We start from the raw sequence: 16,006 nt of genomic DNA, 5'->3' as shown, positions 1-16,006 counted from the left end.
CCCCTGATCGGCTGGACCCGCCGGGCTCCCGCATTGCAGGAAAGCCACTTTGCCGCAACGTCGTTGCGGCAAAGTGGCTTTCCTGCAACGGGACGGCGCGGGGCCGCTCAGCCCGCGTTCAGCGCCGCCATCTCCCGCTCCACGGCCAGGCGGTGGGCCTCGGCGTCCGACTTCGCCTTGCGCGGACTCCAACGCCCCGACATCACGAACACGAAGGCCAGGAACACGACCTGCCCGGCGAGGCAGACGTACCACCAGGCCTGCCACTGGCCCGGTCCCGCCGCGGCGGCCGCCGCCACCTCGGTTCCGTGCTCCTGCAGCACCTTGAGCTGCGGCGCCACCTTCGCCACCGCGGCCAGGTCGGCGGGGCTCACCTCGGTCACGGCGCGCTGCAGCACCTCAGGCGGCACCGCGTTGGCCGGGTACTTGCCCAGCTCGGCGAACAGCTGCGGGTGCGCCTGCACGATCGCCAGCGCCGGGCCCGCCTCCTTGGCCGCGGCCGACACCTCCGCGCCGTGCTCCACCAGCGGGTTCACTGCGCTGACGACGATCGGGATGAAGATCGTGGACACCGCGACGACGATGCGGACGATCCAGCCCCACACGGCGAGGCCGGTGGCCGTGGCCGCCGGGTTGTGCCGCTCGACGGTCTCGGTGAAGCTCGCCATCCACGGCGCGTAGGCGATGCCGCCGCACACCGACATCCCCACGAACACCCAGGCGAACGTGGCGGGGCTGGTGGTGGGCTGCGTCGCGAGCGACGCGAAGATCACCGTCATGATCACCGAGCCGACGCCGCCCACGATCATGAACGGCTTGCGCACCCGGAGCCGGTCGGAGAGCAGCCCGGCCACGAGCAGCGCGACGGCGTTGGAGATCCAGTACCAGTTGAGCAGCCCGTTGGTGGCCTGTTCGGAGAAGCCGAAGTTGGTGGCGAAGTAGATGACGAAGATGCCGACGGCCGAGTAGTACAGCAGCAGGAACACCGCGACGCCGAACGCCGGACCGATGACGTCGAGGCGCAGCATCTGCCGCCACTGCCCGTCGAGCTTGGTCAGGTCGAGCCCCTTGGCGCGGGCCTCGATCAGCAACCGGTCCGAGAGCGAGACCATGATCTGGTCACGCAGCCGCGGGGAGAGCTCGCGCAGCCCGAACAGCGCGATCAGGAACACGACGATGCCGGCGTAGCCGGAGTAGCGCACCTCGTCCTGCCAGGTGGAGAACGACAGCGTGGAACTCGTGACCGACGTGACCACGAGGCTCCCGATCACCGGGCCCATCGTCCAGTACCCCATGGCGGTGGCCCGGCCCAGCTGCGGCGAGAAGTCGCGCACGAGCGCCGGCGTGGCCACCAGCACGATGCCCTCGACGAAGCTGATGGCGGCGACGAGCACGGTGTAGCTGACCGGCCCGCCCGCCGACGGCAGTATCAGCACGAGCACCGAGGTGACCAGCACGCCGTACACGACGAGGTTGGCGCGGCCCCAGCGGTCGGCGAGCCCGGCGAGCAGCGACGCGAACGCGCCGACGAAGTTGCCGATCACCGAGATGTAGACGAAGTACAGGAAGCTGAACCCGAAATGGGCGATGATCGACGTCGCGACGCCGCCCTGGATGTAGAGCTGGTAGTACAGGATGATCGTGGTCAGAACGACGATCGCGAGATAGCCGTAGCGCCGGCCACTCGATTCCGGGTAATGCGCGAGATCGCGGCGCCAGAGCTGGGCCGGGAAACCAGGTGCTACCGCTCCCCCCGAGCTGTCCCTTGCTGACGACGTTGTCACGGACATGCGGACTCCCTCCGAACACGCAGGTGAGACGTGTGGGAGCGTAATTCGAATGCCTTAACAGGGCAACCACTTGCATTGTCCGAAAATCCGGACAATCGTTCGACCAAAAAGGGCAAAAAGGGCGACGGAGCAGTCGGTCAGCCGATCGATGGCAGCATCGATCGCCATTGCACAGCGAATTCACCGGTGTGCGGAATGCAGGCGTCACCCAGGGGCGATCACCCGCAGCGCGGCCTTCCGGATCCGGATGGTGGCGGGCAGCAGGCCGACCTCGTCGCCGTCGGCGCACAGCGGCAGCGGCCGGTCGACGTCGATCGTGACGACCTGTGCGGTGCTCAGTTCGACCTCCGGCCGGTGCACGTGCGTGCCCTTGCGCGACTGCGCCAGGTAGCCGACGACGTCCCGCTTGGGTCCGTCGCCGACCACCATCACGTGCAGCAGGCCGTCGTCGAGCACCGCGGGCGGCACGATCCGCAGCCCGTGGCCGTAGGCGCCGGAGTTGGCGACCACCACGCTGCGCGCCGCCACGGTCCGCGACACCCCGTCGGTGACCACCGTGAACGTGCAGGGTCGCCACCGGGAGATGGCCAGCACCCCGGCGAGGCGGTAGAGCAGCAGCGCGGGCATCCAGCGGTTGGTGTTGATGATCTGCGTGGCCACCGAGTCGACACCGACGTAGACGTTGCCGGGCGCGATCACGCCGTTGACGTCCATGACGTCGAGGGTGCGCACCGGCGCGTCGAGCAGCATCGCGGACAGCGCCGCCGGATCGGTGGGAAGCCCCAGCGTGGCGGCGAAGTCGTTGCCGCGTCCGGCCGGCACGATCCCCATGGTCGCGGCGGTGCCGCCCGCGGCGACCACACCACCGGCGACGTCGCGCACCAGACCGTCCCCACCGACGGCCACCACGACATCGCCGCGCGCCGCCGCGCGCGTCGCGATCTCGACGGCGTGCTCGCGCCCGCGGGTCGCCTCGGTGGCGACGGCGGCTCCCGCGGCACGCAGCCGCAGCGCCACCGGCTCCCAGAACGTCGACGCGCGCCCGCCACCGGAGATGGGGTTGACGACGGCGGTGAAGGCGCGCACCTCAGTCCTCCCCGGTCGGGGCCACCAGCACACCGGGGTTGAGGATCCCGGTCGGGTCGAGCACCTGCTTGACCGCGCGCAGCACGTCGACGGCCAGCGGTCCGACCTCCGCCGCGAACGCCGCGCGGTGATCGGTGCCGACGCCGTGGTGGTGGCTGGTGGCGGCACCGGCGGCGCGGATCGCCGCGTTGGCCGCCGCCTTGGCCGCCGCCCACTGGGCGAGTGGATCGGTGGCCTGCGCGCAGATCACAGTGAAGTACAGCGAGGCGCCGGTCTCGTAGACGTGGGAGATGTGGCAGAGGACCAGCGGTGGGGTGCCCTGCGCCTTGAGCGCGTCGGTCAGCGCCGCGGTCACCGCGGCGCGCAGGGCGGGCAGCCCCGACCAGAACGTGGCGGTCTCCAGCGTCTCGACCAGCGCGCCGCCGTCGAGCAGCGGATCACGCAGGTAGGGGGCGCGGAAGCGACCCTCCCGCCACGCGTCCCCGGCGTCCGCACCGACGGGCTCGCCGCCAGCTGCCGCCAGTGCCGCCGTCGCTCCCGCCCGGCGCGCCTCGACGTCGGCCGCGGTGCCCTCGTAGCCGGCGATGGCCAGGCAGCCGCCGGGGCTGCTCCCCAGCGACCCGGTGGGATCGGCCAGGTTGACGGCGGTCTCCGCCTCGTCCGAGAGCCGCAGCACGGTGGGCAGCGGGCCGTCCTGGACCAGCGCGCGCAGTGCGTCGGCACCGGCGGCGAACGTCGCGAACCGCCACCCCTCGTACACGCGCACGGCCGGAACGGGCCGGACCCGCACCGTGACCGACGTGATCACCCCGAAGGCGCCCTCCGAGCCGAGCACGAGCTGGCGCAGGTCGGGCCCGGCCGCCGACTTCGGCGCCGTGCCGAGCGTGACGGTGCCCTGCGGCGTCGCGAGGACGAGGCCGACCACCATCTCGTCGAAGCGGCCGTACCCGGCGGAGGACTGCCCGGCCGAGCGCGCCGCGGCGTAACCGCCGATGCTGGCACCCTCGTAGGACTGCGGGAAGTGCCCGAGCGTGAAGCCCTGCTCCCCCAGCAGGTGTTCGGCGCGCGGACCGCGCAACCCGGCCTGCAGCGTGGCGGTGCGCGACACCGCATCGACGGCGAGCACGGCGTCGAGCCTGCCGACGTCGAGCGCGACGACCCCGCGGAACCGGGAGCGGTCCGCGGTGAGCCCGCCGACCACGGAGGTGCCGCCGGCGTAGGGCACCACGGCGATCTCGTGGCGCGCGCATGCCACGAGCACCGCGACGACCTCGTCGTGCGAGCCGGGGAAGACGACGGCGTCCGGCGCGTCGGCGGCGTCACCCGCGCGCAACCGCAACAGATCGGGCGTGGACCAGCCGCGGGTGTGCGCCACGCGGACGTCGTGGTCGGTGCGCACGTGCCCGGATCCGACCACGGCGACCAGCGCGGCGGCGGCCGCGTCGGGCAGCGCCGATGCGGGCAGCGTGACGGCGCCGGGCTCCAGCGGTGCCGCTGCACCCGTCACGCCGAGCATCGCCAGCGCTCCCGTGGCCGCGGGCGGCAGCACGGCGGGATGGGCGGGATCGCCCCAGCGGTAGGGATGGAAGTCCACCACCGGCAGCTCCGACTCGATCATCACGGCCCCTCGAACGTCGCTGTACCTGCCCACCTCGTCGCTGATACACTTAACCACGTGATGTCGCAGCGTCGCAACGAACCGGATCTCCGGGCGTCGAACGCCATTCCAGAATCGACGATCCTGGATGCTACGTACTCCCTGCTGCTCTCGATAGGGATGCGGCGCATGACAATGGCCGACATCGCCCGGCAGGCCGACGTCTCGCGCGCCACGCTCTACCGGCGCTGGGGCAGCGTCCGGGAGGTGGTGGGCACGCTCATCACCCGGGAGTTCGCGGCACTGGCCGCCGAGGCCTTCCCCACTGCGCCGGCCTCGGCGCTCGACGCGCTGGTCAGCGGCGTCGTGCACCTGGTGCAGGCGATCCGGGCGCACCCGATCCTGCGCAAGATCATCGAGGTCGATCCGGAGTTCCTGCTGCCCTACCTCCTGCAGCGGCTCGGCACGAGCACCGCCCACCAGCTGCAGCAGCTCGAGGCCGGCATCGCGGCCGGTGCCGCCGACGGCTCGATCCGCGACGGCGACGTCGCCCTCCAGGCCCGGACGGTGCTGCTGATGACCCTGTCGTTCACGCTCACCGCGCCCGTCCTCGTCGAAGGGGAGCAGCTCGCCGCCCTCGACGAGGAGCTGCGCGGCGCGCTCCACCGGTACCTCGCGCCATGACGGGCGCCTCGCTCACCGCGGCCCGGCGCGCCGCCGAGCTCGCCGCGCTGCAGGCCGGCGGGCCCGTGGACGTGCTCGTGATCGGCGGCGGCGTCACCGGTGCCGGCGTGGCGCTCGACGCCGCTACCCGCGGGCTGTCGGTGGTGCTCACGGAGAAGCACGACCTGGCGTTCGGCACCAGCCGGTGGAGCTCCAAGCTGGTGCACGGCGGGCTGCGCTACCTCGCCTCCGGTGCGGTCGGGATCGCCCACGAGAGTGCCGTCGAGCGCGGCGTCCTGCTCCGACACACCGCGCCGCACCTGGTCAGGGCCCTGCCGCAGGTACTTCCCCTGCTGCCGGACACCTCGTTCGGCACCGCGGCGATGGTGCGGACGGGACAGCTCGCAGGCGACCTGCTGCGCATCGCCGCCGGCACCCCGTCGCGGATCCTGCCGCCCCCGCGCCGCGCCTCGGCCGCGGAGGTGACGCGCTGGGCCCCGACCGTGCGCACCGACGGGCTCCGCGGCGGCCTGCTGATGTGGGACGGCCAGGTCGTCGACGACGCCCGGCTCGTCGTCGGGCTGGCCCGCACCGCGGCCGCGCACGGCGCGCGCATCCTCACGCGCTGCGCCGCCACGCAGGTCACGGGCCACGGCGCGGTGCTGCGCGACGAGCTGACCGGCGCCGAGCACACCGTCGACGCCCGCATCGTGATCAACGCGGCCGGCGTGTGGGCGGGCGGGCTCGCCCCCGGTATCCGGCTGCGCCCCAGCCGCGGCACGCACCTGGTGTTCCCCGACACCGCATTCGGCGGGCTGCGCGCCGGGCTGACGGTGCCGGTCCCCGGCTCCCGGAGCCGCTTCGTGTTCGCGCTCCCCGCGGCCGGCGGTCGCGTCTACGTCGGCATCACCGACGAGGAGGCGCCCGGCGACGTCCCGGACGTGCCGCAGCCCTCCGACGGCGAGATCGACTTCCTGCTCGCGACACTCGGCTCGGTGCTGCGCGTCCCGCTGACCCGGGCCGACCTGCTCGGCACGTACGCCGGGCTGCGCCCGCTGCTCGACACCGGCGACGGCGCGACGTCGGACGTGTCGCGCAAGCACGTGGTGCTCACCGCGCCCGACGGGCTCGTCACGGTGGTCGGCGGGAAGCTCACCACCTACCGCCGGATGGCGCAGGACGCGCTCGACGTCGCACTCGCCGGAGCCGGCATCGCCGCCGGGCCCTGCCGCACCCGGCGGCTGCCGCTGGTCGGGGCCGCCGACCCGGCCACGCTGCGCGGCCTCACCACACCGGGACGGCTGGTGCGCCGGTACGGCACCGAGGCCGGCGCGGTCGTCGCGGAGGCTGGCGGCGATCCGGCCCTGCTGGCCCCGATCGCCGAGGGCATCGACGTGACCCGGGCCGAACTGCTGTTCGCCGTGCGACACGAGGGCGCGCTCGACACCGGCGACCTGCTGGACCGGCGCACCCGGATCGGGCTGGACCCGGCGGCCCGGGAGCGGGCGCTCCCGGTGGCGGCGGAGGTGCTCGTCCGATCTACACCGTGAGCACCAGTTTGCCCGTGGTGTGGCCGAACTCCCCCGCGCGGTGGGCGTGCGAGGCCCGCTCCAGCGGGAACGTCTCGGCCACGAGCACCCGCAGCCGCCGGTCGTCGACCAGTGCGGAGAGCGACTCCAGCCCGACGCCGTCGGGCTCCACGATCATGCCGGTGGCGCGCAGGCCCCGATCGGCCGCGGCGGCGACGGCAGCGGCGGCCGCCGCCGAGGGCATGCAGATCAGGCGGCCCTCGGGGTGCAGGATCGCCAGCGACCGCACCGCGACCTCACCACCGATCAGGTCCAGCACCAGGTCAACCGGCTCGATCACCTTCTCGAACGCCTCCGAGCGGTAGTCGACGGCCTCGTCGATGCCCAGGTCGTGCAGCAGGTTGTGCTTGCCGACCGAGGCCGTGCCGATCACGTGGGCGCCACGGGCCTTGGCGATCTGCACGGCGAGGTGACCCACCCCGCCCGCGGCGGCATGCACGAGCACCCGCTGCCCGGGCTGCACGTCGGCCACGTCGACGAGCGCCTGCCAGGCCGTCAGGCCCGCCAGCGGCAGCGCGGCGGCCTCGATGGCCGACAGGGGCGCTGGGCGAAGTGGCGCGACGGCGCCGTCACGAACTCGGCGTAGCCGGCGGCCTGTCGGGGGAACCACGGCATGCCGAACACGGAGTCGCCGACCGCGAACCGGGTGACCCCGGTGCCGATCGCGTCGACGGTGCCCGCAACGTCCCAGCCGACCGTGAACGGCGGCGGGCCGAGCACCGCTGCCATCCCGGTTCCGGCACGGGTCTTCCAGTCCACGGGGTTCACCCCGGCGGCGGCGACGCGGACCCGGATCTCGGTGGGCAACGGCTCCGGGATCTCGGCCCGACCCAGCTCCAGGACCTCGGGTCCGCCCGTCGACAGCTGCGTGATGACGCGCATGGTTCCCACCGCGGATGCCTACCATCGTCACCATCGGGGCACCGGACGGGGCATGCCGAAACGGTGTAAACGTCAGGCTACGGTGACGTGGTGGCCACCCTTCCGGAGTCCGCCCGCCAGCTCATCGCGTCGGGACGGCTCGCCCACTGCACCACCCTCAATGCCGACGGCAGCCCGCAGGTCAGCGCCGTCTGGATCGGGCTGGACGGCGACGAGATCGTGATGGCCCACATGGGCGACTACCGCAAGCTGAAGAACCTGCGCCGCGATCCGCGCATCGCGTTCTCCCTCGACGCGGCCGAGCGCAACGGCGTCGGCATGCAGCACAACCTCGTGATCTACGGCACCGCCCGGGTCACCGAGGGTGGCGCCGCCGACCTGCTGCGCCACCTCGTCACGGTCTACGTGGCGCCCGACGCGGAGTTCCCGCTGCCGGCCGATCCGCCGCCGGGATTCGTCGTGCACACCACGGTGGACCGGGTGGGCGGCGTCGGGCCCTGGGCGTGAGCCCTACGGGCTGTCGATCACCGTGGGCACGTCCTGCTTCCAGGTGAGGTAGCGCTCGGTCTCCACGAGCACGGCACCGGCCAGCCACAGCGCCACCACGCCGTCGTCGGCCAGACCGAGCGGACCCAGTACCAGCTCCGGGACGAGGTCGACGGGCGAGACGAGGTAGGCCACGGCGAGCACCAGCAGCGCCAGCCTGCCGCGGGTGAGCTCCGGGTAGCGGCCCGACAGCGTGGCGCCCGCCATCCTCGGCAGCGCGCGCAACCGGTCGCCGAGGCCCGGTGATCCCGGGCGGCGGCTGTGCAGCAGGGCGCGCCACAGTGCACCGAACGCCGCCATGCGCTGGGGTCCGAACTTGGCCATGCCGGACAAACGAACAGAAGCCCCCGAGCGTTCCGCCGGTCACCCGGCGGGGTCGGGCCGCTGCAGGGAGTCCCCCGCGGGCCGGACTACGATCCGGGTTCGTCAGGGTCGTACGGGGGAGTCGCTCGATGGGTGTGGTGTCGCGGGCTGCGCGACTGGTGCTCGTGGCCGGAATGGCCACGGTGGCGGTCGGCTGCGGCGGATCGGTGGCCGACGCCGACGCCCCCATCATCACGCGCACGGTCGTGCCGCAGACCCCGTTCTGCCAGGCGGTGCAGGCCAACTCCGACGCCCTGCGCCCGCTCAACTCCGCTGCGACCCGGGGCGTGGGCGGTCCCGACGACCTGAAGCAGGCGGGCGACGCGGTGCGGCGCACGGGCTCCGACCTCGTCGCGCTGGCACCCAGCGACCTGAGCAAGGATGTGCAACGCATCGTCGACGCGTTGAACCTGCAGGTGGACGCGCTCGTCGCGGCGGGCGGTCGCGCCGTGCAGCCCAGCCCGGAGGCGGCGGCCCAGCTCAACTCCCCGGAGCTGCTCAGCGCCAACCAGCGGGTGAACGCCTACGTCTCGCGCGCGTGCGGCCGGACGCCGAGCACCACCTCCCGCTGACGCCTTTGGGTCAGCTGCCCAGCGAACGGCGCGAGCGACCCTTCACGGCGCTGTAGGCAGCGGCGCCGACGAACACGACGGCACCGATGACGAGTGCGATCCACACGACCTTGAACAACGCGCCGATCACGATGAACGCGAGCCAGATCGCGACGGCGGTACCGAGGATCTTGAGCACCATTGCAGCCTCCAGTCGACATCCTGTCCGACGAGTGACGGCGCGGGGAAGTTCCCCGATCCAGCATCGTCAAGTAGCTTGACTGATTCTCGCGGCCGCGGCATGCTCCTCATGTAGTCAACCACCTTGACCAAGGAGCTCCGATGGCCGTCCTCACCAGCCCGATCGCACCCACCCACGACATCGGGGGCGCCCGCTTCACCTCGCTCGCCACCCCGTCGCTCGGCAGCACCGACACCAGCGTCTGGATGGTCGAGATCGACCCGGGCACGCCGGCGAACCCGCACGAGCTCACGCGCGAGGAGGTGTTCGTGGTGCTCTCCGGACACGCCCGCGTCCAGCTGGCCGGCCACGAGCACGAGGCGGCACCCGGTGATGCCATCGTCGTCCCGCCGAACACCCCGTTCGCGCTCAGCGCGGCGGGCGCCGACCCGTTGCGCGCGCTGTGCTGCTTCCCGGTCGGAGGCCAGGCCCGCCTCGCCGACGGCGCGGCCTTCACGCCACCCTGGGCGGTATGACAGAACCGCGTGTGACCGAACCCGGGGCCGCGGCGAGCAGCGACGTCCCGATGGCCCGCCTCCTCGCGATGGCCTACCGGCTGCTCGTCGACGGCCTGCACGAGCGGCTCGCCCGGCGAGGGTGGGACGGGGTGCGCCCGGCGTTCGGCTTCGTGTTGCTGGCGCTCGCGGGCGGCCCCGCCACGGTGAAGGACCTCACGGCGGCGCTCGGCACGTCGAAGCAGGCGGTGTCGCAGCTCGTCGACGACATGGTCGGGTCCGGGTACGCCACCCGCGCCGTCCACCCCGAGGACGCCCGCGCCCGCAACGTCGCCCTCACCGACCAGGGCCATCGCCTGCTCGGTGCCGTCGAGGAGGTCTACCGCGAGCTCGAGGACGAGTGGGCGCAGCTGATCGGGGCAGGCCGGCTCGACCAGGTCCGCGCCGACCTGCAGGCCGTACTGCGGGCCGCCTACGGAGGCGAGCTGCCGTCGGTGCGCCCGGTCGGATGACCGATCCGTTCACGACGTGGCACGGACCGCAGGCCACGATGCCGTCATGACGATCGACATCACCGCGGCAGCGGGCTTCATGGCCGGACACGCCCGGCAGCTCGACCGTCGCCGCTTCGCGCTGCTCACCGGCACCGGCGAGCCGGCAGCCGTGCTGGCCGCGCTGGAGGGCTACCGCAACCCCGACGGCGGCTACGGCTGGGGCCTCGAGCCCGACCTGCGCTCGGCCAGCAGCCAGCCGGGTGGGGCCCTGCACGCCCTCGAGGCGCTGGCCGAGTTGCCGCCCGCACCACAGGCGCTCGCACTGTGCGACTGGCTCGCGACGGCGACGCTGCCCGACGGCGGGCTGCCGTTCGCCAGCCCGGTGCCCGACCCGGCGGCGTGCGCGCCGTTCTGGGCGAGCGCCGACCCGGGAACCTCGTCCCTGCAGATCACCGCGTGCGTGGCGGCGACGGCGCACCGCGTGGCCGCGCACGATCCGGCCGTGGCGGCCCACCCGTGGCTCGCCACGGCGACCGCGTACTGCCTCGACGCGGCCCGGGCCGTGGACGCCGGTACCCACGCCCTCGAGCTGGCCTTCACGCTGCACCTGCTCGACGCCGTGCACGACACGGAACCCGCCGCCCCCGCCCTGCTGGACCGGCTGGGCGCGCTGATCCCGGCCGACGGCCTGCTGCCCGTCGCGGGGGGCAGCGACGGCGAAGCGCTGCGCCCGCTGGACGTCGCCCCGGAGCCCGGACGGCCGGTGCGTGCGCTGTTCACCGCCGAGGCGGTGGCCGCGGACCTCGACCGACTCGCCTGCGGCCAGCAGCCCGACGGCGGGTGGGCGGTCGACTACGCCAGCTACTCCCCCGCCGCGGCACTGGAGTGGCGCGGACACCGCACGGTGTGGGTCCTATCGACGCTGCGCAGCAACGGGATGTCCTAGCCGGGACGGTCGGCCGGCCGACCCGTCGCCATCGTGTGACTCAGGTCACCTAGTCTTCAGAGCCATCGCGATATATCGTGATGGCACACGAGCTACTCAGTGCTATCGAAGCAGGAGGCTCGCAACGTCTGAGGAGACATCAACCATGAACGCCATGAATCCCGCATGGGAACCACAGTGGACCGGCTTCCGCGGTCGCCGGCACAACCGTCCGTTCGGCCCGATGGGAGCGCGGATGAGCGCCGAGATGGGTGACCCCACCCCGCCGCCCCCGCCGCCCTTCGAGGGCCCGGCCGACGATGAGAACGACGGTCACCGCGGTCGCCGCGGTGACCGGCGCGGTCGCCGCGGCGGCCCGCCCTTCGGCCCCGGATTCGGCCCGGGCTTCGGCCCCGGCTTCCCCGGCCGTCCCGGCCGAGGCTTCGGCGGCCCGCGTGGCCGCGGTCGCGGCAGGCGCACCGCTCGCGGTGACATCCGCGCCGCCGTGCTCGCACTCGTCTCCGAGCAGCCCCGCCACGGCTACGAGATCATCCAGGCCATCGCCGAGCGCTCCGGTGGCCTCTGGCGCCCGAGCCCCGGCTCCGTGTACCCCACGATCTCGCAGCTCGAGGACGAGGGCCTGGTCGGCGTCGAGAAGGCCGAGGGCCGTCGCGTGGTCTCGCTCACCGAGGCCGGCACCGCGTACGTCGCGGAGCACCGCGCCGAGCTGGACGCCGTCTGGGAGTCGATCGGAGCCGACTCCGACGACGAGGCCACCGGGCTGTTCGAGCAGCTCTCACAGCTGCACGCGGCCACCCAGCAGGTGATGGCCGCCGGTACGCCGGAGCAGATCACCGCAGCCACGGCGGCACTCGCCGAGGCCCGCAAGACCATCTACCGGCTGCTCGCCGAGTAGGTAGACAGGCCCTTCCGAACATGAGACGGCCCCGGCACAGGGTTGCTGTGCCGGGGCCGTTCCACGTCCGGGGAGGACGTCAGCAGTCGCGCAGCTCAGGGCTCTGGTTGAGCACCTGGCCCCGCGGACTGATGAACTCGCGGTAGATCGGCGAGTCCACGGATGCGGGGGCGAACGCCGCCACCCGGTGGCAGTTCTGGAAGGCCAGTACCACCCCGAAGTGGCGCTCGAGCGCGCCGCGGATGGCATTGCTCGCCAGCGCCCGCAGCAACTGGCCGCGCTCGCGCTCCGACGGCGGCGGCACCTCGTGCTCGCCGAACGGCGCCTCGGGCCGGGCGAGCCGGTCGTCGGCCGCCTGGGAGACGACATCCCAGGCATAGGGCAGCGAGTCGCGGACGACGGCGACGAACTGCGCGTCGTCCAGCTCGCCGCGCGCGGCGGAGTCGAGGACGTGGGTGGGGACGTCGAGGGACAAGGTTTCCTCCTGCGGGATGGGCCGGTGCATGGAGATCAGGCAGGGACGGGCCGGGCCGCGCCGTAGCTGAACCCGGGGTCGATCTGGGCGGCGAGATCTGCGCCCGCGGCCTTGTTGCCCCAGGCGGCGGCGTTGCGCAGGTGGAAGTCGACGGTGCCGCGGTGGTAGGCCACCCAGTCGCGCTCGCGTGCGTCGAGCGCCGCGAGGACGGCGTCGAAGGCGGCCAGGTTCGCGGGCTCGAGCTCCGCGACGGGTGCCACCGCGCCGCGTTCGGCCGCGCGCACCCACGCGGACTGTCCGACGACGCCGACCAGCGCGTCGCCGACCTGCTCGTGCAACCACAGCGCGTCGGCCGCGTCGGTGACCTTGTTGCCGAGCACCCGCAGCGCGACGCCGTGGCCGGCGGCGTGCTCGGCGTACTGCCGGAAGACCCCGATGCCGCGCCGGGTCGGTTCGCTGACCAGAACGGTCAGGTCGAAACGGGTGAACAACCCGGACGCGAACGCGTCGGCGCCCGCGGTCATGTCGACCACGACGTACTCACCCGGCCCGTCGAGCAGGTGGTTGAGGAAGAGCTCCACCGCGCCGGTCTTGGAGTGGTAGCACGACACCCCGATGTCGTCCTCGTCGAACGCACCGGTGACGAGGTAGCGCACGCCGTCGGGAGCGACCGCGGCGTAGCGCGCGAGCAGCTCCCCCTCGGGGTCGAGGTCGACCAGCCGCGAGCCGGCACCCGGCGGGGAGGTCTTGATCATCACGTCGGCGCTCGGGATGCGCGGGTTGGCACCGCGCAGGTGGTCCTTGAGCCAGCGCAGGTCCGAACCGAGGGCGCGCGGCGGCGCCCCGTCGTGCCCGAGAGCCTGGCCGAGGTGCTGGTTGATGTCGGCGTCGATGGCCAGCACCGGCCTGCCCAACGCGGCGAGATAGCGGCTGAACACCGCAGCGGAGGTCGTCTTCCCGCTGCCGCCCTTGCCGACGAACGCGATGCGCACCCGGTCCTCCTCAGTGGTCGAGCATCAACTGAGGGTAGACGATAATCGTTATCACTATCGAGTGATGACACCAGGGTTGTTGATCAACACTGCGTCAGCGCCTGCGCGCCAGCACCTCGCGCAGCGGGGGGACCACGACGCCTTCCACGGCCATCTTGCGACGGGCGCGGCGCCGCGCCACCAGCACGCCGACCAGCGCGGTTCCCCAGATCAGGTACTGCACCGTCCAGGCCACGCGGAACGCCTCCGGCGTGTAGCCGTCCGGGCTGACGAGCCCGAGCACCACCCCCACCCCGAACGCGACGAGCAACGACGCGAGGAAGCCGCCGACGTTGACGATCCCCACCGCGGTGCCCTGCCGGTGGCCGGGGTTGAACGTGCGGGCGAAGTCGAAGCCGATCATCGAACCAGGGCCACCGACCGCCAGCACCACCATCAGCGCCACGATCAGCCACCGCGGCGCGGGCGGCGGCACGGCGAGCACGGCCGTCCACGTCACGGCGGTGACCACGATGATCGACAGCACCAGCCACGACCGGCGCAGCGGGTGTCGCGCCGTGAACTCCCCGATCAGCGGCCCGGCCAGCACGGCGACCGCCACGAACATGATGAGGAACGCGCCCGCCTCGCCGGGCGTGAAGCCCTGGCCCGCGACGAGGTAGGGCACGCCCCACAGCAGGGCGAACACGGTTCCGGAGAACTGCGTGCCCATGTGCGTCCACAGCCCCAGCCGGGTGCCGGGTTCGCGCCACGAGGACTTCAGGCCCTCGATGACCTCGCGGGGTGACGCTGCGGGCGGGCGGGCGGGGGCCCCGGCGGGCCGGTCCTGCATCACGATGGCGACCGCCACCGCGGCGGTCACCCCGAGTGCCGCCGCCGAGACGAACGCCGTGCTCCAGCCCGGCCCGTGCAGCAGCGCGGCCAGCGGAACCGCCGACAGGACCTGGCCGAACTGCCCGAGCAGGCCGGTGAGCTGCGTCATCAGCGGCACCCGGCGCGCCGGGAACCACGCGGTGACGACCGAGAGCACGCTCACGAACGTGAGGGCGTCGCCCGCACCGACGAGCACGCGCGCCAGCACCGCGAGCGGTAGGGTGGTCGCCAGTCCGAGCAGCAACTGACCGGCGGCCATGATCAATGCACCGGCCACCACCAGTCGCCGCGCGCCGAACCGGTCGAGCAGCACGCCGGCCGGCACCTGTAGCGCGGCGTAGACCAGCAGTTGGAGCACGACGAAACCCGACAGCGCCGCGGGTCCGGCCGAGAACCGCTCGGCCGCGTCGAGCCCGGCGATGCCGAACGACGTGCGGTGCAGGACGGCCACGATGTATGCGAAAAGCCCGACGGCCCACACGGCCCAGGCACGACGTTGCTGATTCATCTCGTACCCGATGGTGCGGGATCGTTGCCCGGAACGGGATGCTGTGCGTGCAGCTTCACGTTGTGGTCTGCGAGACAGTGGACTGCGAGAGACGCGCGAGGGGCGGGGCCACCAGGCCCCGTCGGGAAGTGGAGGTGTGCGGTGCTGGATCCGGCCGAGCTGTACGAGGTCGCCGAGGACGCGCCCGAGCTGGACGAGCCGGTGCTGCTCGTGGCGCTGGACGGTTTCGTCGACGCCGGTGCGGCCGCACGGCTGGCCGTGGCGTCGCTGCAGGTCGACCGCGAGGCCCTCGTGGTGGCCAGGTTCGACGTCGACCAGCTGGTGGACTACCGGTCGCGGCGCCCGTCGCTGCGCTTCGAGACCGATCGCTGGACCGCCTACAACGCCCCCGAGCTCGACGTCGTGCAGTTGCACGACACCGGTGACACGCCCTACCTGCTGCTGTCGGGCCCGGAGCCCGACACGCAGTGGGAGCGGTTCTCCGCCGCTGTCGAGGAGCTCGTGCAGCGGTTCGGGGTGCGGCTGGTGATCAACCTGACCGCGATCCCGATGGCGGTGCCGCACACGCGTCCCATCGGCGTCACCGCACACGGCACCAGGCCGGAGCTGACCGAGGGCCACGAGGCCTGGTTCGCCACCGCGGAGGTGCCCGGCAGCGCGGTGGGGCTCATGGAGTTCCGGCTCGGTGAGGCCGGCCGCGACGCGATGGGCTTCGCCGTGCACGTGCCGCACTACCTGGCGCGCGCGGAGTACCCGCAGGCCGCCCGCGTGCTGCTCGATCACGTCGGGCTCGCCGCCGGGCTCTACCTGCCCACCGAGGCGCTGATGAAGGCGGCGGAGCGGGCCGAGGAGGAGATCTCCGAGCAGGTCGAGGCGTCCGACGAGGTCAAGCAGGTGGTGCTGGCGCTGGAGCGCCAGTACGACACCGTGTCGGAGGGACGCGGCGACCGCGCGAGCCTGGGGCTCGGTGGCGAGCTGCCCAGCGCCGACGAGCTGGCGGCCGAGGTGGAGAAGTTCCTGGCCGACCAGGACGACGACAAGGACGGCAACAGCTAGGAGC

19 protein-coding genes are annotated in these 16,006 nt (G+C 72.9%); 9 read left to right on the top strand and 10 right to left on the bottom strand.

The features are described 5' to 3' along the window. Nucleotides 1–107: 107 nt before the first annotated feature. The 3 genes from ACFPFQ_RS44835 to ACFPFQ_RS44825 all read right to left on the bottom strand — a co-directional run bounded on the left by ACFPFQ_RS44835 (nucleotide 108) and on the right by ACFPFQ_RS44825 (nucleotide 4,494). On the bottom strand, nucleotides 108–1,790 hold the full coding sequence (locus ACFPFQ_RS44835; RefSeq protein WP_379629398.1) for an MFS transporter: 1,683 nt from the start codon (nucleotides 1,788–1,790) through the stop codon (nucleotides 108–110). A 204-nt stretch (nucleotides 1,791–1,994) separates the two neighbouring features. Continuing rightward, nucleotides 1,995–2,876, bottom strand: coding sequence for a diacylglycerol/lipid kinase family protein (locus tag ACFPFQ_RS44830; protein WP_379629397.1), 882 nt, complete (start codon nucleotides 2,874–2,876; stop codon nucleotides 1,995–1,997). Between the two features lies 1 nt (nucleotide 2,877). Further along, nucleotides 2,878–4,494 (bottom strand): FAD-binding oxidoreductase, encoded by a 1,617-nt coding sequence (locus ACFPFQ_RS44825; RefSeq protein WP_379629396.1) that lies wholly within the window; start codon nucleotides 4,492–4,494, stop codon nucleotides 2,878–2,880. A 60-nt stretch (nucleotides 4,495–4,554) separates the two neighbouring features. Here ACFPFQ_RS44825 and ACFPFQ_RS44820 point away from each other — a divergent pair, with 60 nt between their 5' ends. Together ACFPFQ_RS44820 and ACFPFQ_RS44815 are read left to right on the top strand one after the other, a co-directional pair. Then, nucleotides 4,555–5,157: a TetR/AcrR family transcriptional regulator gene (locus tag ACFPFQ_RS44820; protein ID WP_379629524.1), complete on the top strand. Its 603-nt coding sequence runs from the start codon at nucleotides 4,555–4,557 to the stop codon at nucleotides 5,155–5,157. Further along, entirely contained in the window at nucleotides 5,154–6,686 is a 1,533-nt protein-coding gene (locus tag ACFPFQ_RS44815; RefSeq protein WP_379629395.1) for a glycerol-3-phosphate dehydrogenase/oxidase, read from the top strand. The genes ACFPFQ_RS44820 and ACFPFQ_RS44815 overlap by 4 nt, the downstream gene beginning before the upstream one ends. Here the strand turns inward: ACFPFQ_RS44815 and ACFPFQ_RS44810 are convergent. Both ACFPFQ_RS44810 and ACFPFQ_RS44805 read right to left on the bottom strand, forming a co-directional pair. Further along, a complete protein-coding gene (locus ACFPFQ_RS44810) occupies nucleotides 6,676–7,197 on the bottom strand; it encodes an NADP-dependent oxidoreductase (protein ID WP_379629394.1) in 522 nt (173 codons plus the stop codon). The two genes, ACFPFQ_RS44815 and ACFPFQ_RS44810, sit on opposite strands and share 11 nt — an antisense overlap. 23 nt (nucleotides 7,198–7,220) lie before the next feature. Continuing rightward, nucleotides 7,221–7,607 carry an alcohol dehydrogenase catalytic domain-containing protein gene (locus ACFPFQ_RS44805; protein WP_379629393.1) on the bottom strand — a complete coding sequence of 129 codons (387 nt, stop codon included), beginning with the start codon at nucleotides 7,605–7,607 and terminating at the stop codon, nucleotides 7,221–7,223. A 90-nt stretch (nucleotides 7,608–7,697) separates the two neighbouring features. On the opposite strand from ACFPFQ_RS44805, the gene ACFPFQ_RS44800 reads away from it, so the two are divergent. Beyond that, nucleotides 7,698–8,114, top strand: coding sequence for a PPOX class F420-dependent oxidoreductase (locus ACFPFQ_RS44800; RefSeq protein WP_379629392.1), 417 nt, complete (start codon nucleotides 7,698–7,700; stop codon nucleotides 8,112–8,114). A 3-nt stretch (nucleotides 8,115–8,117) separates the two neighbouring features. Here ACFPFQ_RS44800 and ACFPFQ_RS44795 read toward each other — a convergent pair whose 3' ends face one another. Beyond that, nucleotides 8,118–8,477, bottom strand: coding sequence for a YkvA family protein (locus tag ACFPFQ_RS44795; RefSeq protein WP_379629391.1), 360 nt, complete (start codon nucleotides 8,475–8,477; stop codon nucleotides 8,118–8,120). Nucleotides 8,478–8,605: 128 nt separating this feature from the next. On the opposite strand from ACFPFQ_RS44795, the gene ACFPFQ_RS44790 reads away from it, so the two are divergent. Then, the gene (locus ACFPFQ_RS44790; RefSeq protein ID WP_379629390.1) at nucleotides 8,606–9,088 is read left to right on the top strand and encodes a hypothetical protein; all 483 of its coding nucleotides are present in this window, start codon (nucleotides 8,606–8,608) and stop codon (nucleotides 9,086–9,088) included. Between the two features lie 10 nt (nucleotides 9,089–9,098). Here ACFPFQ_RS44790 and ACFPFQ_RS44785 read toward each other — a convergent pair whose 3' ends face one another. Then, nucleotides 9,099–9,269 (bottom strand): hypothetical protein, encoded by a 171-nt coding sequence (locus tag ACFPFQ_RS44785; protein ID WP_379629389.1) that lies wholly within the window; start codon nucleotides 9,267–9,269, stop codon nucleotides 9,099–9,101. 140 nt (nucleotides 9,270–9,409) lie between these two features. Here ACFPFQ_RS44785 and ACFPFQ_RS44780 point away from each other — a divergent pair, with 140 nt between their 5' ends. The 4 genes from ACFPFQ_RS44780 (at nucleotide 9,410) to ACFPFQ_RS44765 (ending at nucleotide 12,098) form a co-directional block, all read left to right on the top strand. Continuing rightward, nucleotides 9,410–9,784 carry a cupin domain-containing protein gene (locus tag ACFPFQ_RS44780; protein ID WP_379629388.1) on the top strand — a complete coding sequence of 125 codons (375 nt, stop codon included), beginning with the start codon at nucleotides 9,410–9,412 and terminating at the stop codon, nucleotides 9,782–9,784. Then, entirely contained in the window at nucleotides 9,781–10,275 is a 495-nt protein-coding gene (locus ACFPFQ_RS44775) for a MarR family winged helix-turn-helix transcriptional regulator (RefSeq protein ID WP_379629387.1), read from the top strand. Before ACFPFQ_RS44780 ends, ACFPFQ_RS44775 begins: the two co-directional genes overlap by 4 nt. A gap of 46 nt (nucleotides 10,276–10,321) precedes the next feature. Continuing rightward, nucleotides 10,322–11,203 (top strand): hypothetical protein, encoded by an 882-nt coding sequence (locus ACFPFQ_RS44770; RefSeq protein WP_379629386.1) that lies wholly within the window; start codon nucleotides 10,322–10,324, stop codon nucleotides 11,201–11,203. A 235-nt stretch (nucleotides 11,204–11,438) separates the two neighbouring features. Continuing rightward, nucleotides 11,439–12,098 (top strand): PadR family transcriptional regulator, encoded by a 660-nt coding sequence (locus tag ACFPFQ_RS44765; RefSeq protein WP_379629385.1) that lies wholly within the window; start codon nucleotides 11,439–11,441, stop codon nucleotides 12,096–12,098. Between the two features lie 79 nt (nucleotides 12,099–12,177). Here the strand turns inward: ACFPFQ_RS44765 and ACFPFQ_RS44760 are convergent, their stop codons facing one another. From ACFPFQ_RS44760 to ACFPFQ_RS44750, 3 genes are all read right to left on the bottom strand, one after another. Further along, complete coding sequence (locus ACFPFQ_RS44760) at nucleotides 12,178–12,573, bottom strand: SCO5389 family protein (protein ID WP_379629384.1); 396 nt, start codon at nucleotides 12,571–12,573, stop codon at nucleotides 12,178–12,180. A 35-nt stretch (nucleotides 12,574–12,608) separates the two neighbouring features. Beyond that, entirely contained in the window at nucleotides 12,609–13,565 is a 957-nt protein-coding gene (locus ACFPFQ_RS44755) for an ATP-binding protein (protein ID WP_379629383.1), read from the bottom strand. 94 nt (nucleotides 13,566–13,659) lie between these two features. Further along, complete coding sequence (locus tag ACFPFQ_RS44750) at nucleotides 13,660–14,946, bottom strand: MFS transporter (protein WP_379629382.1); 1,287 nt, start codon at nucleotides 14,944–14,946, stop codon at nucleotides 13,660–13,662. A gap of 141 nt (nucleotides 14,947–15,087) precedes the next feature. On the opposite strand from ACFPFQ_RS44750, the gene ACFPFQ_RS44745 reads away from it, so the two are divergent. Further along, nucleotides 15,088–16,002: a proteasome assembly chaperone family protein gene (locus ACFPFQ_RS44745; RefSeq protein ID WP_379629381.1), complete on the top strand. Its 915-nt coding sequence runs from the start codon at nucleotides 15,088–15,090 to the stop codon at nucleotides 16,000–16,002. Nucleotides 16,003–16,006 lie beyond the last annotated feature (4 nt).

This window comes from Pseudonocardia sp. GCM10023141 (assembly GCF_042653605.1).
Note: the sequence above shows the minus strand (reverse complement) of the source record. Positions and strands in the feature narration are given on the sequence as shown.